Below are 26,878 nucleotides of genomic sequence, written 5' to 3'. Positions count from 1 at the left end.
TTAGTCGGGCGCAACCGGCAAGGCCCGCTTGTGCGCTGTCGCCAGGTGCATCGCGAGGATTCGCTGGCGGGCCGGTTCGGCAATCGATTTGCCTTCCAGGAAGTCGTCGATGTTGTCGTATGTTACGCCATACACCTCTTCGTCAGGCCGCAACGGCGCATCGCTTTCCAAGTCTGCAGTAGGCACCTTTTCGATCAGCGCCTGCGGTGCGCCAAGACGTGCGGCGATCGCCCTGACGCGCCGCTTCGTAAGACCTGCAAGTGGTGTGATATCGGCAGCACCATCACCGAACTTGGTGAAGAACCCCATCAGCGCCTCGGCCGCGTGGTCGGTCCCGATCACCAGGCCGCGCGTGGCGCCGGCCAGTGCATATTGCGCAATCATGCGCTGGCGCGCCTTGATGTTGCCCAGATGAAAATCCAGCCGAGCCGGCTCGAAGAGGTCCGCTGCATCACGACGGACGTCTGCCAGCATGGCGTCCGCCGCCGGCTTGATGTTGATCGTCACCATGCGATCTGGGCCGATCACGTCGAGCGAAGCCTGCGCATCGGCCTCATCGGCCTGGATGCCATAGGGCAGGCGCACGGCGACGAATTGCGCCTCATGACCTTGGTCGCGCAGGCGCCGGACGGCGGCTTGCGCCAGCATCGCAGCAGTCAGGGAGTCGACGCCGCCGCTGATCCCAAGGACATAGGCGCGCATCGCGGATGCCCTGAGGTAGTCGGCCAGAAACGTGATGCGCCGCTCAGCCTCCGCACCGGCGTCGAAGACCGAAGCCACGCCAAGGGCCCGGATGATATCAGCCTGTAGCTCAAGCACGATGCTCGCTCCCTGTTTGGCGTGGCAGTGCCAGCTCTGGCGAAAGAAATTCAGCTCGCACAGGTAATTCGCGAAGCACCGGCCGTGTCAATGCCACTTCATCGAGAAGGCATTGCCTCCTTGCCGGACTTTCACGAGCCGAGCCGCGCCAGCTCCTTGGGGAAGCTGGCGCGGCCTGTTCCGTCATTTGGAGTGCGCTCAGACCAGCACGTCGCCGTCGCGGGCGACGATGCGCCCGCCCGAGATCACCAGCTTGCGCGGAGGACAACGGATCAGTGCATCGGAGACGTTTTCGGCATCGACCAGCACGATATCGGCGCGCGAACCCTCGACGAGGTCATGCACATCGCGTCCGACGAAATGCGCGCCGCCCTTGGTTGCCAGTTCCACCGCGGCAAGGAGTTTTTCGTCGTGGCGCAGGCCGCTCAACCGTGCGAACTGATGCGCGACGCGCAGCATGTCGCCGTCGCCGAAGGGCGACCACAAATCCCGGGTGCCGTCGGTGCCAAGCCCGAGCGGCACGGAGCGTTGCCGCATCTGCTGCCAGGGAAGCGGCGCCGTGCCACCCATGGCGACCGTCGTCCACGAGACGCCCGCTTCCGCAAGTTTCTCGACGATCTCTTCCTGGACGTTCTGGGGCAGCGTGCCGAGCACGAAGCCGTGCGAGATGGTAACCCGCCCCTGCAGGCCGGCGTCGATCGTGCGCCGCATGACCTGCCGAAACTCGTAGACGCCGAGCGAACCGAACTCGTGCAGGTGGAAATCGAGCCCGACATTTCGCTTCACGGCGATGTCGAAGAGGCCGTCCAGAACGGCCTCGACATTGCCGTCGATCGTGCCCGGGTCGAGGCCGCCGATATTGTCCGCGCCGGCCTTTGCCGCCTCGTCGAGCAGTTGCATCACGCCGGGGCGACGCAGCACGCCGTCCTGCGGGAAAGCGACGGTCTCGACCTGGATGGCATCGCCGAGTTCGGACTTGGCCGCCTCGACGCACTCCAGCCCACGCAGCCCGACGCCCAGGTCGACGTCGACATGCGTGCGGGTGGCCGTCGTGCCGTTGCGGACGAACTGGCGCAGTACGGCAGCCGACGATGCCACGTTCGGAACGCCATACTTGTCGCGCTGCGCCCGCTCGTTGGCAATCCAGCCCTCGACGGTCGGGCGGTCGGAATAGGTGTAGCCGACCCATGGCTTGCCCCACCAGCTCTTGTCGATATGAGCGTGCGTGTTGACGAAGCCGGGCATCGCAAGCAGGCCGCCGCCGTCGACATCGCCGGCTTCTGGCTTCGACCCAGGGCGGATACCGGCAATCCGGTTGCCCTCGATGAGGATGTCCACCGGCTCGGCGCCCCACGGGCGCACATTGGATAGCGCGTAGCTCTTGTCTTTCATCATATTGGTCCTTGGATTGTCTTCATGCGGTCGCAACCGGACCGAAGCTCAGCGGACGCGGCGCAGGAATGCCGCGGTTCGTTCGTGCCTGGGATTGTCGAGCACGTCGCGCGCCGGCCCATCCTCAAGGACACGGCCCTGGTCCATGAACACCACCCGGTCGGCAACCTCGCGGGCGAAACCGATCTCGTGCGTGACGACCAGCATCGTCATGCCTTCTTCGGCAACCTTGCGCATGGTGGCGAGCACCTCGCCGACAAGTTCCGGGTCGAGCGCGCTGGTCGGCTCGTCGAACATCATCAGCCGTGGCTCCATCGCCAGTGCGCGGGCGATCGCCACCCGTTGCTGCTGGCCGCCCGAGAGTTGGCTCGGATACGCATCCGCACGCTCGGACAGGCCGACAAGGGCCAGCAGGTTCTCAGCCTTGCCGACACTCTCCTTGCGTGGATGCTTCAGGATTTTCACCGGGCCATAGACCACGTTCTCCAGGGCGGTCATGTTGCCGAAGAGATTGAAGTGCTGAAACACCATGCCGATGTGCTGGCGCGCCTTGGCGACGGTTTTCTCGTGCTGTTCGTAGAGCACGCCGCCGCGAGGCTCGTAGCCGATGCGCTCGCCCGCGACCTCGATCACCCCGCCATCGACGGGGTCGAGATGGTTGATGCAGCGCAGCAGCGTGCTCTTGCCCGAACCTGATGGACCCAGGACACAGACGATCTCGCCCTTGCGGACTTGGATGTCGACGCCACGCAGGACATGGTTTTCGCCGAGCCACTTGTTGACGCCCTCGACCTTGAGCATCGTGCTTGTCATCGCCCCCATCACGCCCTCCCTCCGCTCACGGCGACGGCCGCACTTGTGGACGGACGTTGCTTCTTTCGGCGCGCCTGCCGCGACCCCGGCTGGGTGACATTGAAGTGCTTTTCCAGGAAGTGCTGCCCGATGCTGGCGACGGTGACCAGGATCAGATACCAGAGCACCGCAACGATCAGCAGCGGCAGGATCTTGAAGTTCTGGCCGTAGACCAGCTGCGCCCTGGTGAGCAGGTCGCTGCCGCCGATGACGGAGACCAGCGACGTCGCCTTCAGCATGCCGATGAACTGATTGCCCGTGGGCGGGATGATCACCCGGATGCTCTGCGGCAAGACGATCTTGCGAAGCGCCTCGCCGCGGGTCAGTCCGAGGCTCATCCCCGCATCGATCTGGCCGGCCGGCACCGACAGCATGCCACCGCGGATGACCTCCGCCATGTAGCCTGACTCGGCCAGCGACAGGGCGATCAGGCCGGCAGAAAATCCAGAGATGAGGCTGTTGGTGCTGTATCCGAAGATCGTCGGAAACAGGACCGCGAGGTTGTACCACAAGAGCACCTGAACCAGCATCGGAACGCCGCGGAAGAACCAGACATATACACGCCCGATGAGACTCGCGACCTTGTTCTGGCTCTGGATCATCAGCGCGATGACCAAGGCGAGTACGATGGAGATCAGCATTGCGAGCACGGACAGCTGGATCGTCACGCCTACGCCGCCAAGGATGACCGGATGGAACATGAACTGGGCAGCCACGCCCCACTCCATGTTCGCGTTGCCGGCTTGGGAAGCCGTGAACATCGACAGCAGCACGACAACGATCAGCGCGGAGACGATCTGCCCGTACTTCACGCGTTGCTTGGCGCGAATAGGCGTGGGCTGTGTTGCGGGCTCGTCGCCCGGCCGCCGCACATAATGTGCAACGGCCGGGCTGACCTCGCCTTGTTCAAAGCCCTCGAAATTGATGTGCGACATGAGAGTCAGTCCTTCGCCAGATTGACCCCGTAGTCTTCCAGTTTGATGACTTCGACCTTCCAGTCGGCAAGAATCTTGTCATATGTGCCGTCTTCGTGGATGGCCTTGAGCGCCGCCACAAAGCCATCGCGCAGCGCGCTCTCTTCCTTGTTGAAAGTCATCCCGAGATAGACCTTCGGCTCGAAGTCGATCGGCAGTGAATCGAGGGCGTCCCCGGTCTCACGCATCAGTACGGACACCGCCAGATCGGGCCAGATCATCGCGTCGACCCGACCAGAGGTAAGGGCGAGATTCTTATCGCTGCTGTTGGGGTACGAGACGAGCTTCGTCGGCTCCTTGCCTTCTGCAGTGCATGCCGCGGCCATCTGGTCGACCAGACGCTGCGCGTCGCTGCCTTTGACGTCGCCGATCGTGATGCCGCAGCCGCCATTTACTGCGCCGGTTATCCCCTTCGGATTGCCCTTGGCGATCATGAACACCGAGCCGGCGAGTTGATAGTCGATGAAGTCGACCTTCTCCTGGCGGTTCTTGCGGTCTGTCATCCCCGCGATCGCGGCATCGAACTTCTTGCTCTGCATGCCGATCAGGATCTGGTCGAAAGGAACTTTCTCCCACTGGACCGGCAAACCGAGTTTTGCCGCCATCGCCTCCATGAGGTCGACGTTGTAGCCCTTGATGTCGGACTCGCCGATCGGTGTGAAGTTCGCGGGCTCGAAGTCGGGCTGGGTGGCAATCACCAGCACCCCCTTCTCGCGATACGTCTCAGGCACCAGCTTGGCCAGCGGGGCGTCAGGCTTGAACCCGGCCTCCGCGGCGCCAGCCGGGTGATAGGCGGCACTGCCGAGCAGGGCCAGGCTCGCTGCCGCAGCACCGAGCGCCATCCGGACGCTATACTTCCAAGGGTATGACATTGCTATTTTTCCTCCATTAGTTGCAACCGATAAACCGTGGGCCTCCTCCGGCCGCACGTCGGTCAGGGGTTCGCGCTACGATCGGCTTACGGTCTCGGCAGTGATCTCAGGGGCTCGGCAGGCATGCGTGGGGCGGGCCCGGAAATAGTCTGTGGCGGAACGTGCTCTGTTCATGCAGTCCAGTCTGTCCGAGATGAGCTAAGGCGTTAGCAGTCAGCAATTCTCAATAGCCGCACTTTAGAGCATTTGAAAATTAAATAGCTGGATGGTATTCATTCGGAAATTCAATCCAAAAGGATACGCCGCGCGTGCTCGACCCTCGCCTTCTTCGCGCCTTCGTCGGCATCCTCGACACGGGCAGCTTCACCCGTGCAGCGGAGCAGTTGCACCTGACGCAATCCACGATCAGCCAGCAGCTCGCGCGACTGGAGGAAACTGTTGGACATGCGCTGATCGATCGGGAAGCAAGACCGATCAGCGCCACGGCCTCGGGCGAAAGGCTGCAAGGCTACGCTCGCCGCATCCTCACGCTTCAGCAGGAGGCTCAAGCTGCGCTGGGCGATCCCGCAGGTCTGACGGCAATTCGCATCGGTTTGGCCGAAGACATCTTCGATGGTCCGATGGCGGCCTTGTTCCGGGAATTCGCGCAAGGGCGCCGCGAAATCCGGATGGACGTGACATCCGGCCTGAGTCGCGACCTGACCCGGCGCTACCGCGACGGCGAGTTCGACATCGCGGTGGTCAAGGAGCCGGCCCCGAGCGCGGATGCCCGCGCGTCCTTCCCCGAACCGATGGCCTGGCTCGAGGCAATGGATGCCGACCGCGACTGGCCGGACCCGATGCCGCTGGTGGTCTTCTCCCCCGGCGGCCTGTACCGCGACCAGATGTTCGAGCGTATCGAACGGGAGCGCCGGCGCTGGTATGTCGCCTTCTCGAGTAGCAGCCTCCCAAACATCCTCGTGGCCGTTGAAGCCGGATTCGGCATCACGCTCCTGCCCGTCGCAACCACCCCTGGAAGACGGGTCAAGACTTACGCACCTTTCGGCATCGAACCGCCCATTGCCGTCTCCATTTACTCCTGGGAGCAGACCGGCCCGGTCAAGGAACTTGTCGACTGGATGTCTGCCATGCTGGGCCTGCGCGCCAGCGGGACCAACGCCATCATTCAAGGCTGATCAGCACAATTCGCAAACCGCCTAGCGCGGGCATCAGCCGACTGCCCCGTCCTGCTCAATTCAGGATTGGATAGCTCGGCGCGAAGATCTCCGACACCGGCGGATGCTCAAAGCTTCTGTCGGGATACTTGGCGATCAGCCCTTCGAACTGCCGCTGGGCGCGTTCGCGGGCGGCACGTATGTCGAAACCTGCGAGCTTGCCCTCGAGCATCGACAGGCGTCCGTCGACGAACACCGCCTGCGTTACCTTGCCCGAGCCGCCGAGAACCAGTGTGGTGATCGGATCGACAGTCGGCGTCATGTAGGGGTCGTCGAGGCGGAAGATCGCGATGTCGGCCTTGGTGCCGGCGGCAAGCCGGCCGATATCGGTCCTGCCCAGCGCCTTGGCGCCGCTCAGCGTGGCGGCATCGTAGAGATCCTTGCTGAGAACGGCGTCGGATGCCTTCTCGCTGATCCGGCATCCGACGAGTCCCATCAGCAGGTTCATCAGCATGTCCTGCGGTGCCGTGTCGGTTGCCATGCCGATGTTGATGCCGAGCTTCCGGCAGGAGGCGAAGGAGTTCAGCGTGCTGCCCATGCGCGCCGACACCAGTGGCGAGTGCGCGATAGAGACGCCGTTTTCGGCATAGAGCTTCAGGTCGTCGAGCGAGGCATGGGTGCCGTGCGGGGTGATCAGTCGCTCGCTCAACAGGCCATGATCGCCCATCCAGCGCGGCCCAGACACGCCATGCAGCTTGTGCATGGTGTCGAGCTCGAGCTTGCCCTGGGCCATATGCAGCCGCACCCGGCAATCGAGATCGCGCGCCGCAGCCATCGTCCGCTGCAGGACTTCGAGCGTGCAGGTCTCGACCCGGTCGGGCGCGAGCATGCCGTTGACCAGCCCGCCATGCCGGCCGTGCTGGCGCTCTATGAAAGCTATCGCATCGTCGAGACCGGCCAGCCCTCGTGCCTCGTCGAAGTCAGGCACGATCTTGCCCGGCGCCTCCAGCACCATGCCGCCCGAGCGGTAGGCGGGGCTGAGAAACACGCGAAGACCGAGATCGCCGGCCGCATCCGCAGCCGCATCGAACTCGGCGACCGTCTCGCCCCATTCGCGATAATAGAGCGAAGCGATGGGCGCGGCGGTCGTGACGCCGTTCAGCAGCGACAGACCGAAGGCAAACTTCTTCTGGAAGGCCAGCTCTTCGGGCGAATACATCTCATAAGGTCCACGCTCGACATAGGAGCGCGGCCAGATGCGGCCCTTGGCCCATCCGGGTTGGTTGTCATGGACGAGCACATAGGTGTCGATGTCCGACAGAGCATCGAGGTCGATCAGCCCGGGGCTGATTAGGGCTGCGCCGAAGTCGATGCGCCTGGCAACCTCGCCATCGAAGCGGCGGCCGGCGAAGACGACTTCGCCCCCCTCGATCACCAGCTCGCCGCGCGGGACAAGGCAGTGCCCTTCGCCATGATAGGCCAGCAGCCAGTCGGCGGTCATGAGGGTACGGCCGGCCGGCCGCTGGCCAAGGGTCAGCTCTTCGGGACGTGTCATCGCCAATCCAGTCTGAAGTCGTAGCGCCGCCGGCGAGCGGGCGCTGCTAAAGAAAGGGCGCTTCACCTTTCAGGATGAAGCGCCCAGGTCTTCTTGGGAGTTACCGTTGGGCTGGGCTTAGTCGCCGGCCATCTGTGTCAGCCAATGGCGTGGCTTGTTGTCCGAGCGGAAATCGACGCTCTTGACCTTGGCCTGCGTCGCCCAGGCGATCGGCTGCTGGTGCAGCGGAACGAGGATCGTATCGTCCTTGGCGATCTTGAGGGCTGCTTCTTCCAGGGCCAGGCGCTTGGCGACGTCAGGTTCCTGCACGGCCTGCGCAACCAGCTTGTCCAGCTCCGGATACGACCATCCGCCATAGTTCGACACGCCGACCTTGTCGTTCTTGCTGGAGAGCACCTGGGCAAGGATCGAGTATGCGTCGAGCGTCGGTTCGTTGGCCCAGCTCAGGTTGAACATGTCGGCCTTGCCCTGCGTGCGCTTCGGCGACTGGATGGCGCGCGGCGCAATGTCGATCGAGACGTCGAAGCCGGCGCGCTTCAGCATGTTGGCGATGCCGGCGCAGAAGTCCTCCTCGTTGATGCTCTCGTCGTTGGAGCACATATAGGTGAACTTCAGGCCCTCCTGGCCAGCCTCGGCGAGCAGCTTCTTGGCGCGTTCCGGATCGGCCTTGCTGTAGGTGTCGAGCGACTTGGCATAGCCCGCAATCTCGGGCGCAATCAGCGATCCGGACGGACGGGCAAGTCCGCGCATCACCTTGGCGTTGATCAGATCGCGATCGATCGCAGCTTCGACTGCTTCGCGAACACGCACATCGTTGAACGGATTGGCACGCCCGTCTTCCAGCTTCTCCTTGCGGTTGAAGCCGAGGAAGACCGTGCGGAACTCCTGCTTCTTCAGCACCGTCAGGCCCGGCGAGCTTTCGAGACGCGGCAGATCCTGGATCGGTGCGGAATCGACGAGGTCGACTTCGCCCGACAGCAGCGCTGCGACGCGGGTCGCCGGAGAGGCGATTGGCATGTATTCGATGCGGTCGAGATTGTGCTTCTTCTCGTCCCACCAGAGGTCGTTGACGAGCAGCACGGTCTTGCTGTCGGCGACGCGGCTTTCGAGCTTGAAGGGGCCCGTGCCGTTGGTGTTGTGGGTGGCGTAGCCTTCCGTCTTGGTGTCGACGGCGGTTGGCTTTTCCGTGTTGTTGTCCTTCAGCCACTTGCCGCTGAACATGAAGATGTTCGTCATGTCGTTGAGGAACAGCGAGGTCGGCGCCGAGACCTCGATGTCGACTGTGTGGTCGTCGACCTTCTTGCTGCTGACATAGAGCGGGATGTTGCCGCGCAGCGGCGAAGACGGATCGGTGACGCGGTTGAGCGAAGCGATCACATCGTCTGCGGTGAAGTCGGCACCGTTGTGGAACTTGACGCCCTGGCGCAGGGTGAAGCGCCAGACCTTGTTGTCAATCAGCTCCCACTTGGTCGCCAGCGCCGGCTCGATCTTGAAGCTGGCGTCGTAGCGGACCAGGCCCTCATAGATATGGTTGAGGAACGACAGGTTGAACGTCGAGGCGATGGAATCGGGATCGAGCGAATAGATGTCGGCCCGACCACCCCAACGGAGGGTTTCCGCACTTGCCGGCGCGGAGATGGCGATTGCTGCAACGGCACCGAGAATGAGTTTCTTAAAGCGAGACATTTTACCTCCCAAGGATCGCGCTTACTGAAACCCACCATCAATCTGATCGACAGGATTGTCAACAATCTTGTTGACGCAATTTAGCTGAATCGCTAGCAAAATTACGTCGGGTCACGCTGGCGCCATGTGGTGTCGAGCCAACCGACGGGCTGCCAGAAGGCCGGCGGCCAGCGGAAATGGAGGAAAAACCGCATGAGCGACCTGCTGCTGCTGCATGGAACCATCGTCACCGTCGACCCCGAGCGGCGCATCATCGAAGATGGCGCAATCGCGATCAGGGATGACAGGATTGTCGACATTGGATCGGCGAGCGAACTCGAACCGCGGCATCAGGACAAGAAGATTGTCGACTGCCGCGGCAAGCTGATCATTCCCGGCCTCATCGACGCCCACGGCCATGCCGGGCACGTGCTGATCCGCAGCATCGCGGCGGACACCAACGCGATGTGGATGCAGATCGTCACGCCGACCTATTACCACTACACCACCCGCGACTACTGGTATGCGGACGGCCTGGTGTCCGGCCTGGAGCGGCTACGCGCCGGCGTCACGACAGGCGTCAGCATCATCTCGTCCATGCCGCGCAGCGATGACCCGGTCTTCGCCAGCAACCACGCCAAGGCCTATGGCGAGATCGGCCTGCGCGAGGTGATCTGTGTCGGCCCGGCCGGCCTGCCCTGGCCGCATCCGGTGACACGTTGGGAGAGCGGCAAGCCGGAACGGCGCCAAATCTCGTTCGAGGAGATGATCGAAGGGGCGGAAGCGACAATCCAGGAGCTGAACGGTAGCGCAGACGGCCGCATCAACGTGTTCCTGACGCCCTTCACCATCGTGCCGTCGCTCGACCCCTCCAACACGACGACGCCCGATCGGGCGGTCAAGCTCACCGACAACGACCGCATGCAGGCCCGCCGCGTGCGCGAGACGGCGCGCAAATGGGGTGTTCGTATCCACTCCGACGCCTTCGCCGGCCAGATCCGCATGGCCTTCCAGGACAGGGAAAACGCCATCCTCGGACCAGACGTGCACCTGCAGCACTGTTGGGGCATATCGCATGAAGAGGTCGACATTCTGGCCGAGACGGGCACTTTCGTCACCCACGCCCCACCCGGACGTTCGACGCCGATCCTCGACATGATCTCCAAGGGCGTGCCTGTCGCGGTCACTTCCGACGGCGTCTCCCCCGGCCGCCACTTCGACATGTTCCAGATGGCGCGGCTCGCTCAATACACGCAGCATCTGCTGCACAACCACGACCGCTATTTGCTGCCGCCAGGCAAGATGTTCGAGATGATCACCATCGATGCCGCCCGCGCCCTCGGCATGGATCACGAGATCGGCTCGCTGGAGGTCGGCAAGAAGGCCGACATCGCCATCATCAACATGCGCCAGCCGCATCTGACGCCGAACTGGATGGTCGTTCACCGGCTGGTCCAGCAGGTGCTCGGCAGCGACGTCGACACCGTCATCGTCGACGGCAAGATCCTGATGGAAGGCACCAAGGTGCTGACCACCGATATGGAGCAGGCGCTCGATTTCGGCGAAGGCGAGGCGCAGGCCCTTGTCGAACGCGCCGGTCTCCGGGCGCATATGCACGACCCCGCCTGGGGCAAGCTCTACCGCACCTTCGAGGAGCCAGTGGTACCGCCGGCACCGCCGGTTCTGTAAGGCCGGCATCCATGGCGGTCTGCAGAAGCAAGCAGCCACCATCCACCAAAGCAAAAGGGGCCCGAGGGGCCCCTTTGTCGTCTACGGCGCTAGCTGTTCGCCGCTCTCAGCTGGGGATCGGTGTCAGCAATCGCCGGCCCTTTCTGACGTGGAAAATCATAGGCGTTGACCTTCGACGTGGCGTAGCCAGCACCGACAAGCGCCTCCGCGATCTTGAGGGCGGCGGTGACCCCATCGATGACAGGCACGCCCGTTGCCTTTGCCAGTCGGTCACACAGGTTCGACATGCCGGCGCAGCCGAGGATGATCGCCTCGGCCCGATCATAGAGCTTTGCCCGCTCGATCGTCTCGATGAGCAGGCGCTCGGCCGTCTCGGGATCTTCCTCGAGCCCGAGCACCGGCAGGTCGATGGCATGCACGGCACGGCAATGGTGCCCGGCGCCATAGGCCTGGACGATGTCCTCGATGATCGGCACCGAACGCGGCAGCGTGGTGACTACAGAGAACCGACGGCTGATGGTCATGGCCACCTGGACGGCCGCCTGGCAGATGCCGATCACCGGTCCCTTGGCAACTTCGCGGGCGGCATGCAGGCCGGGATCGTCGAAACAGGCGATCACGTAAGCGTCGACGCCCTCACCCTCGCCCTTGCGGATTTCCGACAGCATGTCTGGCACGGCCAGCGCCTCGTCGGCACTGCCTTCGATGCTGACCGGCGTTCTGGTCGGATTGACGGCGCTCACATGCGTCGCCGCGTTTGCAACGCGCAGCGCGCTTTCCAGAGCCTGGTTGGTCATGGAAGCGGTCGAATTTGGATTGATCAGGCGGATATGCACTTTTTGGGATCCTACTCGCCGCGTTCGTTTGCCTTGAGTACATCCGCGATCGCCGGGGCCTTGAGCACGAACTGGCGGTCGGAGGTGATGTAGTTGTCTGCGTGAAGCCGGGCGATCGGCTGGTAGACTTCGGGGTTTACATAGCGCCCTGCCTCGTCGAGGCAGTCGCGGCGCACATGCATGTGCACCACTTCGCCCAGGACGAGCAGGCGACGCGGATATTCGATAAGCCGCTCGACACGGCATTCGAACGCGCATGGCGCATTGGTCACGTAGTCGACGTCGATCTGGGCACCGCGAGCGGTGGGCAGCCCGGCCATCTCGAGTTCGTCGACATCACTTTCGAAGCCCAGGCCGCAAACGAGCATCTGCTGCGACAGGGCCATGTCCACCATGTTGACCACGAACTCGCCGGTACGGCGGATGTTGACCACGGTGTCCTTGTCCTCGCCGGTGGCGCGCGGCTGGATGCCCAGCACGACGATCGGCGGCTCGTGCGAGAAAACGTTGAAGAAGCTCATCGGTGCCGCATTGCTGCGCCCCGTGGCCGCGCGCGTGGTGACGAGCGCGATCGGCCGCGGACCAATGAAATTGGTCAGCAGGCGATAGCGGCTTTCCATCTCCAGCTTCGTGAAATCGAACTCCATATGCCCTCTCAAATCCGAACCGCTTGGTACACAATTTTATACTAGATTGTCAGCAAAATGGGATTCGGGTAATTTATTGGAATGTTGACTTTTAACTGTCCATGACGAATGTCGGCCTTCGCAGGAGGCAGCGCTTCATGACCGAACAAGCAAGCGTTTCGACGCAACAGATTGTCGAAAAAGTATGGCTTTCGATTGCCGAGCGCCGGTTGCGTCCGGGCGTCCAGCTCAAGGAAGGCCAACTGGCTGAAATCTTCGACGTCAGCCGCGCGCGTATTCGCCAGGCCCTGACGGCGCTCGAGCGCGAAGGGCTTGTGACGATCATCCCCAATCGCGGCGCTTTCGTGTGCCAGCCGTCGGTCGACGAGGCCCGGGACGTGTTCTTCGTGCGCCGTTCGGTAGAGCGATGCGTCATCGAGCACATCTGCAGGTCGAGGTCGAAGGCCGATGTCGCCAGGTTGCGCAGCCATGTCGCGCGCGAGAGGGTTGCAAACGCCAATGACGCCACCACCGACATCATCAAACTGTCCGGAGGCTTCCACCTCCTGCTCGCCGAACTCTCCGGCTCGGACTTCCTGTTCGGCATGATGCGCGACCTGATCTCGCGCACGTCGCTGATCACTGCCGTGTATCGCAATACGGCACGCTTCAACTGCGGACCGGACGAACATGACGAGATCGTCGAGGCTATCACCGCTGGCGATGTCGAGAAGGCCTCGCGGCTGATGGAGCATCACCTCGACCATGTCGAGTCCGAGCTGGACCTCAGGGAAGTCCGCGACATGTCGCATGACCTCAAGGCCGCCCTGGCATAGTCCATATCCCTCATCGTCATTCGTCGGTCACGAGGTGACATGCGACACGGGTTCCGCCCGCGAGCGTGCGTACCGCCGGGAGCTCTGACGAGCAGCGCGCGGTGGCCATCGGGCATCGCGGATGGAATGGACAACCCGACGGGGGCTTGAGCGGACTCGGCACCTCACCGCCCGCAACGACGCGATCCCGGTGCGGATGCTTGACGTTCGGGATCGTTTCCAGCAGCAGCCGCGTGTAGGGATGGCGCGGATTGGCAAAGAGTGCCTCGGTCTCGCCTTCCTCGACGATGCGGCCGAGATACATGACCGCAATGCGGTCGGACATGTGCCGGACCACACTCATGTCATGACTGATGAACAGGTAGGTCAGGCCGAACTCGTCCTGCAGCCGCCGCATCAGGTTGAGCACCTGGGCCTGCACCGACACGTCCAGCGCCGATGTCGGCTCGTCGCAGACCAGGAAGCGTGGCTCGCTTGCCAGGGCACGCGCGATCGAGATTCGCTGTCGCTGGCCACCGGAGAATTCATGCGGGAACTTGTCGCCATCCGAGGCCGACAGGCCGACGGTCTTGAGCAGTTCCACCACCCGCTCGTTGACCTCAGCTGCGGTGTTGCGCAGCTTCAACTCGCGCAGCGGCTCGGCGATGATGTTCTTCACGCGCCAGCGCGGATTGAGCGAAGCGTAAGGGTCCTGGAAGATCATTTGGGCCGACAGCGGCTTGCCATCCGCGCCCTGCGCAAAACGCATCTCGCCGCTATTTGCCTTGTAGAGGCCAGTTACCAGGCGCGCGACGGTCGACTTACCGCAGCCGCTTTCGCCGACGAGGCTGAGGCAGCCGCCCAGCGGAACTTCGAAGCTGATGTCGCTGACGGCCTGCAGGTACTGGCGCGGCTTGCGCTCGACGACGCGGTTGAGCCATGGCGCGGAGACGTCGAATGTCTTGACGAGTCCCTCGACGCGGAGCGCCTGCGTCTTCTGTGTCGACATGACGGTCATGCTGTTCCTCCCGCATTCAGCCAGCAGGCGCTGGCGCCGGCACCCACCGGCAACAGGTCTGGCCGCTCCCGCACGCAACGCGGCCCTGCCTCCTTGCAGCGCGGATTGAAAGCGCAGCCAGTTGGAACGGCATCGAGCCGCGGCATCGAGCCATCGATCTGGTTCAGGTGCTTGACGCGCGCGCCCAGCTCCGGAATGGAGGCCATAAGTCCGCGTGTATAAGGATGTGTCGGTGCGCTCAGCACCTGTTCGACTGGCCCGATTTCGACAAGACGGCCGGCATACAACACGGCAATCCGATCCGCCGTTTCGGCAATGACGCCCATGTCGTGCGTGACAAGCATGACCGCTGTCCGCTTCTCCTTGCACAGCTTGCGCAGCAGTGAGGTGATCTGGGCCTGGATCGACACGTCGAGCGCGGTGGTCGGCTCATCGGCGATGATCAGCTTGGGCGAGGCGGCGAGCGCAAGCGCAATCACCACGCGCTGGCGCATGCCGCCCGAGAACTGATGCGGATACTGGCTGAAGCGATCTTCGGGCGACGGGATGCCGACGTCCTTGAGCAGCGAGATCGCGCGTGCCCTCGCCTCCGCCTTGCCCATGCCGAGATGCTGGCGGATGGTCTCCGTCAGCTGCGCACCGACAGTGAAGAGCGGATTGAGCGAGGTGAGCGGGTCCTGGAAGATGGCGCCGATCTCGCGGCCGCGGATTTTCTCCATCGCGCGGTCGTCGAGATTGTCGATGCGACGATCGGCGAGCCATATCTCGCCTTCGGCGATATGGCCGGGACGTTCGAGCAGGCCCTGGATCGCTAGGCCGGTCATCGATTTGCCGGCACCGGATTCGCCGACGACCCCGAGGATTTCGCCCGGGCGTATCGACAGGCTGACGTTGGAAAGCGCGGTTGCCACGCCTCGGCGGCTCGGGAATTCGACCCTGAGGTTACGAACCTCGAGTACGGGTTTGTCGACTTCAGCCATTGGCTTTGACCTCGATCGGATAGCTGGGCGGGAAGATCTCCGAAACCGGCGGATTGCCCCAGCTGCGTTCCGGATACTTGGCGATGAGCCCGTCGAACTGGCGCTGGGCACGCTCTCGCGCGGCCTTCATGTCGATGCCTGCGACCTCGCCGAAGCGCATCGACAGGCGACCGTCGACGAACACGGCCTGTGTGACCTTGCCCGACCCGCCTGTCACCAGCGTGGTGATCGGGTCGATCGACGGCGCCATGACCGCATCGTCGAGCCCGAAGACCGCGATGTCGGCGCGCGCGCCTGGCATCAGCTTGCCCAGGTCGTCGCGGCCAAGCGCCTTGGCGCCGCCGAGCGTTGCCGCATCGAACAGGTCGGCGCTGCGGACACGATCGGAGGCCCCATCGTTGATGCGGCAAGCGATCAGGCCGACAAGCAGGTTCATCAGCATGTCAGCGGGCGTCGTATCCGTGCCCATCGCGATGTTGATGCCGCGCTCCTTGCATTTGGAGAACGAGTTGAGCGTGCTGCCGCCGCGCGCCGAGACCAGCGGGCAGTGCACGATCGAAACGCCATTCTCAGCATAGAGCCCGAGGTCCTCCTCGGTGGCGTTGGTGGCGTGCGGAGCAATCAGCCTGTCATTGAGCAAGCCGGCACGCGCCAGCCACACAGGTGCTGTCGTACCATGCAGCTTGCGCACGGTTTCGACCTCCATCGAGCCCTGCGCCATGTGCAGGCGGATCTTGCAGCCGAGTTCTGCAGCCGCGGCTTGCGTCTGGCGCAACAGCTCTTCCGTGCAGGTCTCGACACGGTCCGGCACCAGCAGGCCGCGCACCAGGTCGCCATGGCGACCGTTCTGCCGGCCGATGTAGTCGACTGCATCGCGCAGGCCGGCGAGCCCGCGCTTCTCGTCGAACACCGCTTCCATGCGGCCCGGCTCTTCGAGCACCATGCCGCCGGCGCGATAGGCCGGGCTGAGATAGACACGCAGGCCGAGGTCGCCGGCCGCATCGGCGGCAGCGTCGAACTCGGCAACCGTCTCGCCCCATTCGCGATAAAACAGCGAGGCGATGGGTGCAGCTGTGGTGATACCGTTCAGCAGCAGCTGGCCGAAGGCAAAGCGTTTCTGGAAGGCAAGCTCTTCCTGCGAGTACATCTCGTAGGGGCCGGCTTCGACATAATGGCGCGGCCAGACGCGCCCCTTGGCCCAGCCCGGATGATGGTCGATGCCAAGGATCGTGGTGTCGAGATCCGACAGCGCGTCGAGATCGACAAGGCCGGGGCTGATCAGCGCGTTGCCGAAATCAATCCGGCGGGCGACCTCGCCCGCAAAATCGCTACCGACATGGATGACCTCGCCGCCATCGACAACGACCTGGCCGTTGGGGATCAGCCTGTGCCCGCCATCGCGATGGCCGAGCACCCAGGCGGCGGTGATGAGTGTGCGCCCGTCGGGACGCTTGCCGAGTTCGAGCGTATCGAGAACCTGTCTGGTCATGGCATTTCCACCGTGGCCTGGCCGTTGCGGGCGGTGACACGGCCACCTTTGATGACAAGCGGGCGCGGCGCGACGTCGACGACCGCATGGGCCAGCGTCTCGCCCGTCAACAGCGTGAGATCGGCATTGCAGCCTTGGGCAAGGCCATAGCCCTCGATGCGCATCACATCCGCGCCGCCCTGCGAGACGACGTGCAACACGTGCGCAAGCTCGATATCCGAGCGCAGGCCGTTCTTCATGCCGACCACCTTGGCGCGGTCGATCATGTCGGGCTGGCCCCATGGCCCCCAGGTGTCGCGGATGCCGTCGCAGCCGGCACCAACACGCACGCCAGCCTGCTTGAGACGCATGATCGACGGCACGGTCGCCGAGGGCGCACCCGTCGTCAGGATCGCGACGTCGAGTTCGGCGATCTGTTCGATCAACTGGCCGACGCGAAGGTAGTCGTTCATGCCGAGCGCAAAGGCGTGGCTGATGGCGACCTTGCCCTGCATGCCGTTGGCGCGGATACGCTCGAACATCAGCTCCATGGTGAAGGCGCCGAGGTCGCCCGCCTCATGCAGGTGAATGTCGATCGGGCACTGGTGCTTCAGTGCCAGCGCGAAGATCGCGTCGAGCTGGCCCTTGGGGTCACGGTCGATGCCGCAGGGATCGATGCCACCAAGGACTTCGCAGCCCTGGCTGAGCGCTTCGTCAAGCAGTTCCAGCGTGCCGGGCATGACCATCAGTCCCGACTGCGGGAAGGCGACGATCTCGATGTCGATGACGCCCTTCAGCTTCTCGCGCGTCTCCATGATGCCGTCGACGAGCGCCAGCTTGTGGACCGGATCGATGTCGACATGGCTGCGGATATGCGTCGCGCCATGGGCGGCAAGGCCGATCGCGTGGCGCATCGACTGGCGGTGCGGGTCGATGCCGATCTCGATGCGGTTCTCGCGCTCGAAATCGATGCGCTCGCGCAGCACGGCACGGCGGTTGTTCTCGTGCCAGGGCATGCCCCAGGTGGTCTTGTCGAGATGGGTATGCGCGTCGATCAGGCCCGGAATGGCAATGGCGCCCTTACCGTCTTCAACCTTCATGCCGGGGTCGGCTTCGAACCGGCCGATGCCGGCAATCCGCCCGTCGCGGATCAGCAGATCGGAATTCGCACCGCCATAGGGGCGAACGTTGCGAAGCAACAGGTTGGTCATCACGCTTACCTCAGTTTTGGATTGAGCACGTCGCGCAGCCAGTCACCCAGGATGTTGACGACGACGACGAGCAGGCAGAGTTGGATCACCGGGAACAGCACGATCCACCACGAGCCGGAGAACAGGAACTGGTTGCCGATGCGGATCAGCGTTCCGAGCGAAGGTTGCCCAGGCGGCATGCCGATGCCCAGGAAGGACAGCGTCGCCTCGGTCAGGATCGCCATGCCGAAGTTCAGCGTGGCGGCGACCAGCACCGGCGTCAGCGTGTTGGGCAGGATGTGGTATGCCAAGATGCGACGGGCAGGCACCTTTAGCAGGCGAGCCGCCTGAACATATTCCTTGTTGCGTTCGACAATGGTTTGCGCCCGCACCGTGCGGGCATATTGGACCCACGCCGATAGCGAAATGGCGAGGATGAGCACTGCCGAAGCCCCGATTTCGCGCAACTCGCTTGGCAAAAGCTGCCGCACCACGGTCGAGACCAGAATGGCGATCAGGATCGTCGGCATCGACAGCGTGATGTCGCCAATGCGCATCAGGACGTTCTCGATCATGCCGCCGAAGAAGCCGGCGATCAGGCCCGCGGTCATGCCGATCAGCAGCGACAGCGCGACGGAGGCGAGGCCGATCACGATCGAAATGCGGGTGCCGTAGAGGATCGCCGACAGCATGTCGCGACCTTGCGTGTCGGTGCCGAGCAGATAAGGCCACTCGCCGCCCTCCTGCCAGACCGGCGGCAACTCCGCCTTCCACATGTCGAGCTGTGCTGCGTCATAGGGGTTTTGCGGCGCAATGAGCGGCGCGAAGACAGCCGTAAGGATCACGATGGTCAGGACGGCCGCGGCGATCATCGCCGACTTGCTGTGCGTGAACGACCACCAGACGTCGCTGCCGCGCATGCGCTGCAGCATGGTGGGGCGCTGCGTTGCGCCCGGCTTTGAAGTATCGATCGTCATCGAGACGCCCCTGTCTGGTCAGCGTGCGTTGCGCAGGCGCGGATCGATCACCGCGTAGGTGATGTCGACCAGCGTGTTCAGCGCGACGAAGATGAAGGAGATGATGCAGAGATAGGCCGCCATCACCGGGATATCGAGGAAGGTGACCGCCTGGATGAACAGCATGCCCATGCCCGGCCACTGGAAGACGGTCTCGGTGATGAGGGCAAAGGCGATCAGCGAGCCGATGTTCATGGCTGTCATCGTCACCACCGGCATCAGGCAGTTCCGCAGCGCGTGGCGGAAATAGATGCGCCAGCGCGGAATGCCCCTGGCGCGCGCAAACTTGACATAGTCCGAGCGCAGCACTTCCAGCATCTCGGCGCGGACAAGGCGCATGATCAGCGTGATCTGGTAGAGCGAAAGTGCGACGGCCGGCAGCAGCAGGGCGGCGCGGCCGGATGGCGTCAACAGGCCGGTCGACCACCAGCCGAGCTGGACGACTTCGCCGCGGCCAAAGGCCGGCAGCCAGCCCAGGATGACCGAAAAGACCAGAATGAGCAGGATGCCGACGACGAAGCTCGGCAAAGACACCCCGATGATCGACAGGAACTGCAGCGACTCCGTGTACCACTTGCCGCGTTTGATCGCGGTGAGCACGCCCAGGGGCAGGCCGAAGATCAGCGAGATCAAGGTGGCCACCAGCACCAGTTCGAGCGTTGCCGGGAAACGTTCTCCGATGAGCGTCAGAACGTCCTGGCCATTGCGGTAGGAGATGCCGAAGTCACCGCGCGCGGCATTGGCGACGAAGCGCACGAACTGCGTCGCGGTGTCGTCGTTGAGCCCGAGCCGCTCTCGGATGGCATCACGATCCGCCTGCGTCGTCTGTTCGGTGACCATCAACTCGACCGGATCGCCGGCAAGGCGGAAGATCGCGAATGCGAGCAAGGCCACGGCGAGCATGACCATGATGGCGTTGGCGATGCGGCTTATAGTGAAGACCAGCATGTGAAGCCTCGCGGGGTGGATGGAGCCGGGGCGCCCGTCGCGCCGGCTCCGCATGGGTGTTTACTGCGCGAAATGAGTCAGTCAGTGGCGCGGCTTGTCGTCGGCAAGCCGCGCGATGCCATCGACCTTGTTGTCGCGCGAAGGACACCCTTCGAGGGCTTCGCAAGACCAGGCGTCGAAAGGCCCGCAGCTCCGACCGCTGCGGGGCTCAGCTTCCTGAGCATGTCAGTTCTCCCACTTCTTTTTGTTCCCCCAGTCCCCTTGGCGGGGATCTTTTTCATAAGCGATGGCTTCCCGAGGGCCGCCAATCCGCTCGCCGCATCAACCAGCCGCACCTCCACGGTCTTGCCGATTGCCGCCTGCGTTCCAAAAGCTACGGATTCGCAACAGGCATGTCAACTATATTGTTGACAATTTTTGGCATTTTTGCCAACAGATCTAAAAGCGCGCTCGCCGGGCCTGTCGGCAGCAAGGCAGCGAGGCCAATGCGCTGGCGAGCTAGGCTGCTTGCCTGCCGACCAACGGACCTCATGCATTGTTGGAAAGACGGGCGCGCACGCCCCATTTTCGTGCCGGTTTGTCGCGCTTGCAGTCGCGCGAGGCGGAGAGCGTCTCAGCCCCGTTTCGCGCCGTCGGGAGCTTGGCCTGATTTCGAAGATGGCCGGAGACATCGATCGACCCATCAAGCACAGCAGCGCCGGTGCCCCAAGTCGGACTGCGCAAAGCCAGCAACAACGGCCCATCACCTGGCTGTCGGCCACCATCTGTTCTTCCCCAGATCTCGGCGCTGCATATTGCGCGCCAGCCTACTCCAGCGGATCGACATCAATTTATCTCTTCATATCAAAGTATAAACTGAATAATGATTTCATCAATTATTCCAAAAACGCCCAGGTTGCAGCATCTCGAAATCATTCCCGCATAACGATAGAGAATTTTGCGATGTCGATACATCCCAATTTAATAAAGTTGCAATCTGCGTCGAGGTACTGAGCGATATCAAATCGAGCCGGAACCCCGTCATGACGATCAGACTGAAGCTCATTGCCAGTATCACCCTCCTTGCGGTTTTGTTGCTGATCTCGGGCGGCACAGCCTTTGTGGCGCTGCAATCCGTGTCGGAGCGGACCCGCACAATTGTCGTCGATCGCGTCGAGCCGATGACCAATCTGAAGACCGTTGCGGACATGTATGCCGTCAACATCGTCGACACCGCCCACAAGGTCAGAAGCGGCGCTCTTGATTGGGCGGAGGGCGAAAAGGCGTTGCGCGTCGCCACTGATGCCATTGACCGCTCCTGGACGGCTTATGCGTCCACGGTCATGACGTCAGATGAAAAGGCGTTGGCGGACGGTTTCGCCGGGCTTCGCGAGAGCTCGAAAGGTGCAATCGACACGCTGATCGACATCATCGCGCGAAAGGACCAGGCAGCGCTCGATCGCTTTGTCGTCGATCGGCTCTATCCGACGATCGATCCGCTTGCCACGCCCATCAGCGACTTGGTTTCCCTCCAGCTCCGCGTGGCCCAGGAGGAGTTTCGCGCCGCAAACGATCTGAAGTCGACCATCGTCCTGTGGATGAGCACGCTTGCCGTCGTCTCGTTCATCATCGTCGCTCGGTTTGGCTGGTCATCGGCGGCGTATCGACCCCGCTCAGGCGCATGCAAGAGGCAATGCGCCGCCTGGCATCCGGCGACACGACAGCGGCAGTTCCCTACTCCGGGCGCCGCGACGAGGTCGGCGAGATGGCCGGAGCCGTCGAGGTGTTCCGGCAGGCGGCGATCGCCAACCGGCGGATGGAAGATGAGGCACAGGCCGCGCGGGCGCGGGCCGAAAGCGACCGCATTCGCCTGACCGAGGAAGCGGAAGCAGCCGCCCAGGCGCGGCTGGACCAGGCGACCTCGGGGCTGGCCGCCGGTCTCCGCCGGCTTGCCTCCGGTGACCTGTCATTCCAGCTCGAGCAAGCCTTCGCGCCGGATTTCGAGCCTCTGCGCCATGACCTCAACGCCGCCATCGGTCAGCTCGGCGGCACGCTGTCGGCCATCACCCTCTCGGCCGGGTCAATCGACAACGGAACCCGCGAGATCAGCGTCAGCGCCGACGACCTCTCACGCCGCACCGAACAGCAGGCGGCCTCGCTCGAAGAGACCGCTGCCGCGCTCGACGAAATCACCGTCAACGTCTCAAACTCCTCCAAGCGTGCCGACGAGGCGCGGTCGGTGGCGATGCGGGCCAATGCCAGCGCTGCCCAGTCGGGCGCGGTGGTGGGGAACGCAGTCGAAGCCATGGGCCGGATCGAGGAAGCCTCCGGCCAGATCTCCAACATCATTGGCGTCATCGACGAGATCGCGTTCCAGACCAATCTTCTGGCGCTCAACGCCGGCGTCGAGGCGGCGCGGGCAGGCGATGCCGGCAAAGGCTTTGCGGTCGTCGCCCATGAGGTGCGCGAACTGGCGCAGCGCTCGGCCAAGGCGGCAAGGGAAATCAAGGATCTGATCCACCACTCGAGCGTCGAGATCGAGGCCGGCGTCAAGCTGGTGCGGCAAACCGGCGAGGCGCTGAAGACCATCGAGACCTATGTCGTGACCATCAACCAGCACATGGACGCGATCGCCACCTCCGTCCATGAGCAGTCGACCGGCCTTGCCGAGGTCAATACTGCAGTCAACCAGATAGACCAGGTCACCCAGCAGAACGCCGCCATGGTCGAGGAAACCACGGCCGCCAGCGTGACGCTCGCAGGCGAAGCCGCCCGCCTGCGCCAGCTGATCGCGCAGTTCGCGCTTGCCGAGGGTTCGGCATCTCAGAGCCAGCGTCGCGCAGCCTGACCGCCCACAGCTGAACCGCAACAGCCTCTCCGGCAAATCGCCGGAGAGGCTGCGCCGAGCCTAACGTTGAAGACACTCGGCAGAATCGGCGACCTTGCTGACGGCTATGACGAACCGCCTCGCCGTCGCCTTCGATGGCTCGTTCAGACCATCACTCGACCTGATGCTTGAGACCTGCCGCCTCCACTGCTAGCCCGAACCTTTCACGCCTCAAGGCAAGGCTGACACGATGCCCCTTTGGTGTTGCTGCATCGCATTGGCAAGTCCTCGATAGGAAACTTGACGTAGTGTCCCCGGATGCTAGGCACAAAATAGGCTTCGGGGGATTCGGATGTCTAGGATTTGCGCACTTATATTGGCGTTTCTCTTCACTTCCCTGGCTTCAGCGGGCGCTCAGGAATTTACACAACGACAGCAGGAAATTTTCAAGACCACTGCGGCTGTGGACGGATACCTGACCGAGAAGCTGCACTGTGAGTTTTGGGCGACGATCAAGGATAGCCCTGCCTATTATCCCGGCGTCGAGCGGGAGATATCCGCAGTGCTCGGTCCAATGATATTGGATGGCCTCGACTTTCATAAGGAAACATGGGCTTCCATTGCAAAGAGCTATGCGGCCCGCACAGCCATAAAAACCGATGCGTATGTTGCAGCCAGGCAGAAGCTTGAAAGCAATCCCAGCCCGGAAATTCGTGCTGCCATTCTGCCCGGCCTGCAAAAGGCAGATGATATTATCCAGGCAGCGGCTGAAAGGACGTCCTATTCATCGGGCGATTTGACGCTGTTCATTACACCAGAGTTGATCGAGCAAGTGAAAACCGGTCTCGACGCTTCATTTTTCCGTATGCAGTTGCTGACCAACCCGACATGGGACAGCAAGCCGAAAGAATGGCAGCTTAACGAAGCTCGCTTGCGCGTGGTTTCCGCGCTGCCATTCACATTTGAGCAGCAGGATTTGGCCCTTGCCAACGGGGTTTCAGCAAAATCGTCGTCGTATTCGCTGAACTTGGACGGAGAGAATTTCGTTGGACTGGCGAGTGTCAAGGTTGCTGCAAAGATAGACGAAAGCGAGGCAGTGCTGACACGGATTGCGCATGGTTCACTCGCCGCTATGGGCATATCGTCACCATCAGTCGTGACGGTGAAGTTCCGTGGCGAGGCTTCCGCTGTTGCTGCCGGCTACACGCAGACTGCCGATGGGCCGGTCAATGGCAGTGTTCGAGCCATACGCCCATCCGGGAGGGATGACATCGTCCTGTTTTTTGCAGTCTCTGCGACCAGCCAGATCGATGCTGACGGCAATCGAGGAACCCTGGAGATGTCGACCGTGGTCGACTAGACGGCCGGTTTCCGGCCCCTTCAAGGATCCCTGATGGGGCCGGATTGAATTGCTGGATTTCCCCGGACCGGCGACGAGGCGCCGGCAGCGTGACTACGTCGTCACGCCCATGACCTTTCCGAGATAGGCGACATATTCGCCGAATTGCGGCAGCGCGCGGTTGGCCGCAGCGTCGCGCGGACGCGGCAGGTCGATCACCACCTCCTCGATGATCTTGCCCGGCCGGTCGGCCATGACGAGCACGCGGTCGGACAGGAACACGGCCTCGGCGATGCTGTGGGTGATCAGCATCACGGTCTTTCGGTGTTCCTGCCAGATGCGCAGCAGCTCGACATTGAGCTTGTCGCGGGTCAGCGCATCGAGCGCGCCGAAGGGCTCGTCCATGAGCAGGATCGGCGGATCGAGCACCGCGCCTGGCCGATCGAGGCACGCTGGCGCATGCCGCCTGACAGCTCGTGCGGGTAGGCTTCGGCGAACTTGCTGAGCGACAGAACCTCGAGCACCTTGTCGACCGCCTGGTCGCGGGCTTGCGCCGGCATCTTGCGGATGCGGGCGCCGAGCTCGACATTCTTGCGCACGGTGAACCAGGGCAGCATGTTGTTGGTCTGGAAGACCACGCCGATGTCTGGCCTGGGCGAATGGATAGGCTCGCCCTTGACCGTCGCCGTGCCGCTCTCATAGGGGATCAGCTTATTGCTACAGCACGAACGCAGCCTCGCCACCACCAGCCATTGCCAAGGCGCATGTTCTGCGTCGACTATGAGTCCTGACGTCATCCAGTCACATGTTGCGCTCGTCAAGCGCAACATGTGACTGTGCCGGGCTGACGTGCCGTCGGCAGGCCAGGAGATTTCAGGTGGTCGAGATCAGGAAGGGTCAGGGCGTGGCAGAACAGATTTCATTGCAGCCGGCTGCCAGGACCGTACTGCCGCCCTTTGCCGCCACCGCGGCCATGGTCGCCATCCTCTATTTCGCGCGCGACGTGCTGCTGCCGCTGGCAATCGCGATTCTGATCACCTTCGCGCTGGCCCCTATCGTCAGCTGGCTTCGCAGGTTGGGCGTGCCCAGGCTGGTGTCGGTCATCGCCTGCGTCATCGCCGCCTTCGGCACGGTCGCCATATTCAGCTTCGTCGTGGCGTCGCAGATCGGCGAAGTCGCTCAGAACCTGCCAACCTATCAGTCCAACATCCTGGAGAAAGTGCGCTCGCTCAAGGAAACCGGCGGCGGCAACGGCATCATCGACAGGCTAAGCGGTGTCATCGAACGCGTCGGACAAGAGATCGACAAGCCGGAAGGCACGACGGTCGGGCCGGCGCAGCCATCGCGGCCAGACCCGCTTCTGGTCGAGATCTTCACGCCTCAGCGGCCGATAGAAACCCTGATGAGCCTGATCCTGCCACTGATCGGTCCGCTCGCCACAGCCGGCCTGGTCATTGTCGTCGTCATCTTCATGCTGCTGGAGCGCGAAGACCTGCGCGACCGCTTCATTCGGCTGGTCGGCTATGGCGACCTGCATCGAACGACAGAAGCGCTTCAGGATGCCGGCCGCAGGGTCGGGCAATACCTGCTGATGCAGCTTGTCGTGAACGTCGCCTACGGCGTGCCGATCGGCATAGGTCTCTGGCTTTTGGGCATACCGAACGCAGTCTTGTGGGGCCTGTTGGCAATCGTGCTGCGCTTCGTGCCCTATATCGGCCCGGCGATCGCGATGATCCTGCCGCTTTTCCTGGCCCTGGCGGTGGCGCCGGGCTGGTCGCTCGTGCTGTGGGCGGCGGCGCTGTTCATCGTCATGGAACTGATCATCAACAACGTCATCGAGCCATGGCTCTATGGCTCCAGGACGGGCCTTTCACCGCTCGCCATCATTGTCGCCGCGATCTTCTGGACCTGGCTGTGGGGGCCGGTCGGGCTGGTGCTGTCCACGCCGCTCACCGTTTGCCTGGTCGTGCTTGGAAAGCACGTTCCGCAATTTGCTTTCCTCGAGGTTCTGTTCGGCAACGAACCGGTGCTCGATCCCAAGGAGCGCCTTTACCAGCGCCTGCTGGCCGGCGACCCGGAGGAAGCAACCGACCACGCCGAAGAGATGCTCGAGACCGAATACCTTGTCGACTTCTACGGCAGCGTGGCCATTCCGGCATTGCTGCTCGGCGAACGCGACCGCGCCCGCGGTGCGCTGACCGACGAGCAGCGCAGGCGCGTTGCGGCAAGTGCCGCGACGCTGGTCGCCAATCTGAACGAGATCGCCAACGAGGAGGCGGAGGAAGGCGACGACGTCGCTGCGGAAGACGCCGCACCGGACGAACGTCCTGAGGAGGATGAACTGCCCGACGGATCGGGAAAATCGGTGCTGTGCATAGGCGGCCGGGGCGACCTCGACAACGCCGCTGCCGCCATGCTCGCTCAAGTGCTTACGGTTCAGGGTGCCTCGGCATCTACCGCGAGCCACACCGACGTCGACCCAGCCAATATCCGCAATCTGCCGCTCGGCACGTTCCAGACTGCGGTCGTCGGCTTCCTCAACTCCGACTCGTTGCACCATGGACGCTACGTCGTGCGCCGGCTCAAACGGGCCGGCAAGGGCCTGCGCGTCGGCATCGTGCTCTGGGCCGACGCGGCGCCGGGCCGCGACGCCGAAAAGCTCGCTGCAGAGCTGAATGCCGACTTCGTCGCCTACGACATGATGTCAGCCGCGACAGGCGCGCTGTCGGACACGCCGCCGATCCCCCTGAAGGCCCCCAAGCGCATGGTCCGGCGCCAGCCGGCGTCTCGCGGGAAACCGGCGACGAAGGCGAAGGCCCCGGCTGGCTGATGCCGCCAGCCCGCGACCTTTCGCGGCAAGCCCC

The 26,878-nt window shown here is 63.2% G+C and carries 22 protein-coding genes and 2 pseudogenes; 7 read left to right on the top strand and 17 right to left on the bottom strand.

Translation table 11 applies throughout. The features are described 5' to 3' along the window. The 5 genes from nadE to DY201_RS05150 form a co-directional block, all read right to left on the bottom strand. Positions 1-819 (bottom strand): ammonia-dependent NAD(+) synthetase, encoded by an 819-nt coding sequence (gene nadE / locus DY201_RS05170; protein ID WP_115730283.1) that lies wholly within the window; start codon positions 817-819, stop codon positions 1-3. A gap of 198 nt (positions 820-1,017) precedes the next feature. After that, positions 1,018-2,211: an amidohydrolase gene (locus DY201_RS05165; protein ID WP_115733602.1), complete on the bottom strand. Its 1,194-nt coding sequence runs from the start codon at positions 2,209-2,211 to the stop codon at positions 1,018-1,020. A 48-nt stretch (positions 2,212-2,259) separates the two neighbouring features. Beyond that, on the bottom strand, positions 2,260-3,033 hold the full coding sequence (locus tag DY201_RS05160; protein WP_425358714.1) for an amino acid ABC transporter ATP-binding protein: 774 nt from the start codon (positions 3,031-3,033) through the stop codon (positions 2,260-2,262). Beyond that, positions 3,033-3,998: an amino acid ABC transporter permease gene (locus tag DY201_RS05155; RefSeq protein WP_115730282.1), complete on the bottom strand. Its 966-nt coding sequence runs from the start codon at positions 3,996-3,998 to the stop codon at positions 3,033-3,035. Before DY201_RS05155 ends, DY201_RS05160 begins: the two co-directional genes overlap by 1 nt. 5 nt (positions 3,999-4,003) lie before the next feature. Next, a complete protein-coding gene (locus DY201_RS05150; protein WP_165915926.1) occupies positions 4,004-4,879 on the bottom strand; it encodes an ABC transporter substrate-binding protein in 876 nt (291 codons plus the stop codon). Between the two features lie 338 nt (positions 4,880-5,217). On the opposite strand from DY201_RS05150, the gene DY201_RS05145 reads away from it, so the two are divergent. Beyond that, positions 5,218-6,084, top strand: coding sequence for a LysR family transcriptional regulator (locus DY201_RS05145; protein WP_115730280.1), 867 nt, complete (start codon positions 5,218-5,220; stop codon positions 6,082-6,084). 55 nt (positions 6,085-6,139) lie between these two features. Here the strand turns inward: DY201_RS05145 and DY201_RS05140 are convergent, their stop codons facing one another. Continuing rightward, positions 6,140-7,618: an amidohydrolase family protein gene (locus DY201_RS05140; RefSeq protein ID WP_115730279.1), complete on the bottom strand. Its 1,479-nt coding sequence runs from the start codon at positions 7,616-7,618 to the stop codon at positions 6,140-6,142. A gap of 117 nt (positions 7,619-7,735) precedes the next feature. After that, positions 7,736-9,304, bottom strand: a complete 1,569-nt coding sequence (locus DY201_RS05135) for an ABC transporter substrate-binding protein (RefSeq protein WP_115730278.1) — start codon at positions 9,302-9,304, stop codon at positions 7,736-7,738. 192 nt (positions 9,305-9,496) lie between these two features. On the opposite strand from DY201_RS05135, the gene DY201_RS05130 reads away from it, so the two are divergent. Continuing rightward, positions 9,497-10,972 carry an amidohydrolase family protein gene (locus DY201_RS05130; RefSeq protein WP_115730277.1) on the top strand — a complete coding sequence of 492 codons (1,476 nt, stop codon included), beginning with the start codon at positions 9,497-9,499 and terminating at the stop codon, positions 10,970-10,972. A gap of 89 nt (positions 10,973-11,061) precedes the next feature. Here DY201_RS05130 and DY201_RS05125 read toward each other — a convergent pair whose 3' ends face one another. Next, complete coding sequence (locus DY201_RS05125; RefSeq protein WP_115730276.1) at positions 11,062-11,808, bottom strand: aspartate/glutamate racemase family protein; 747 nt, start codon at positions 11,806-11,808, stop codon at positions 11,062-11,064. An 11-nt stretch (positions 11,809-11,819) separates the two neighbouring features. After that, positions 11,820-12,455, bottom strand: coding sequence for a flavin reductase family protein (locus DY201_RS05120; RefSeq protein WP_115730275.1), 636 nt, complete (start codon positions 12,453-12,455; stop codon positions 11,820-11,822). 137 nt (positions 12,456-12,592) lie between these two features. On the opposite strand from DY201_RS05120, the gene DY201_RS05115 reads away from it, so the two are divergent. Then, positions 12,593-13,270: a GntR family transcriptional regulator gene (locus DY201_RS05115; RefSeq protein WP_115733600.1), complete on the top strand. Its 678-nt coding sequence runs from the start codon at positions 12,593-12,595 to the stop codon at positions 13,268-13,270. Between the two features lie 16 nt (positions 13,271-13,286). Here DY201_RS05115 and DY201_RS05110 read toward each other — a convergent pair whose 3' ends face one another. Genes DY201_RS05110 through DY201_RS05085 form a run of 6 tightly spaced genes read right to left on the bottom strand, consistent with a single transcriptional unit; the run spans position 13,287 to position 19,869 of the window. Next, positions 13,287-14,267: an ABC transporter ATP-binding protein gene (locus tag DY201_RS05110; RefSeq protein WP_425358713.1), complete on the bottom strand. Its 981-nt coding sequence runs from the start codon at positions 14,265-14,267 to the stop codon at positions 13,287-13,289. Beyond that, a complete protein-coding gene (locus DY201_RS05105) occupies positions 14,264-15,247 on the bottom strand; it encodes an ABC transporter ATP-binding protein (protein WP_115730274.1) in 984 nt (327 codons plus the stop codon). Before DY201_RS05105 ends, DY201_RS05110 begins: the two co-directional genes overlap by 4 nt. Then, entirely contained in the window at positions 15,240-16,736 is a 1,497-nt protein-coding gene (locus DY201_RS05100; RefSeq protein WP_115730273.1) for an amidohydrolase family protein, read from the bottom strand. The genes DY201_RS05105 and DY201_RS05100 overlap by 8 nt, the downstream gene beginning before the upstream one ends. Then, positions 16,733-17,926, bottom strand: a complete 1,194-nt coding sequence (locus DY201_RS05095; protein WP_115730272.1) for an amidohydrolase family protein — start codon at positions 17,924-17,926, stop codon at positions 16,733-16,735. The genes DY201_RS05100 and DY201_RS05095 overlap by 4 nt, the downstream gene beginning before the upstream one ends. 5 nt (positions 17,927-17,931) lie before the next feature. Beyond that, positions 17,932-18,882, bottom strand: coding sequence for an ABC transporter permease (locus tag DY201_RS05090; RefSeq protein WP_115730271.1), 951 nt, complete (start codon positions 18,880-18,882; stop codon positions 17,932-17,934). 18 nt (positions 18,883-18,900) lie between these two features. After that, positions 18,901-19,869 (bottom strand): ABC transporter permease, encoded by a 969-nt coding sequence (locus DY201_RS05085; protein WP_115730270.1) that lies wholly within the window; start codon positions 19,867-19,869, stop codon positions 18,901-18,903. A gap of 1,022 nt (positions 19,870-20,891) precedes the next feature. Here DY201_RS05085 and DY201_RS29370 point away from each other — a divergent pair. The 3 genes and pseudogenes from DY201_RS29370 to DY201_RS05070 form a co-directional block, all read left to right on the top strand. Beyond that, positions 20,892-21,401 (top strand): annotated as a pseudogene (locus DY201_RS29370) (Tar ligand binding domain-containing protein); the annotation flags it as partial. 98 nt (positions 21,402-21,499) lie between these two features. Further along, a pseudogene (locus DY201_RS05075) lies at positions 21,500-22,696 on the top strand (methyl-accepting chemotaxis protein); the annotation flags it as partial. A gap of 355 nt (positions 22,697-23,051) precedes the next feature. Beyond that, positions 23,052-24,035, top strand: a complete 984-nt coding sequence (locus tag DY201_RS05070) for a hypothetical protein (RefSeq protein ID WP_131922348.1) — start codon at positions 23,052-23,054, stop codon at positions 24,033-24,035. Between the two features lie 93 nt (positions 24,036-24,128). On the opposite strand, the gene DY201_RS29365 is transcribed toward DY201_RS05070, so the two are convergent. Together DY201_RS29365 and DY201_RS29360 are read right to left on the bottom strand one after the other, a co-directional pair. Beyond that, positions 24,129-24,419, bottom strand: coding sequence for a hypothetical protein (locus tag DY201_RS29365; RefSeq protein ID WP_245431898.1), 291 nt, complete (start codon positions 24,417-24,419; stop codon positions 24,129-24,131). Next, positions 24,386-24,811 (bottom strand): ATP-binding cassette domain-containing protein, encoded by a 426-nt coding sequence (locus DY201_RS29360; RefSeq protein WP_245431897.1) that lies wholly within the window; start codon positions 24,809-24,811, stop codon positions 24,386-24,388. Before DY201_RS29360 ends, DY201_RS29365 begins: the two co-directional genes overlap by 34 nt. A gap of 8 nt (positions 24,812-24,819) precedes the next feature. Between DY201_RS29360 and DY201_RS05060 the strand changes: the two genes are divergently transcribed. Beyond that, the gene (locus DY201_RS05060) at positions 24,820-26,844 is read left to right on the top strand and encodes an AI-2E family transporter (protein ID WP_115730266.1); all 2,025 of its coding nucleotides are present in this window, start codon (positions 24,820-24,822) and stop codon (positions 26,842-26,844) included. Positions 26,845-26,878: the final 34 nt, after the last annotated feature.

The organism is Aminobacter aminovorans (assembly GCF_900445235.1).
GTDB classification, from domain to species: Bacteria; Pseudomonadota; Alphaproteobacteria; order Rhizobiales; family Rhizobiaceae; genus Aminobacter; species Aminobacter aminovorans.
The sequence above is the reverse complement of the archived record's forward strand: the minus strand, read 5'-3'. Positions and strand labels throughout refer to the sequence as shown.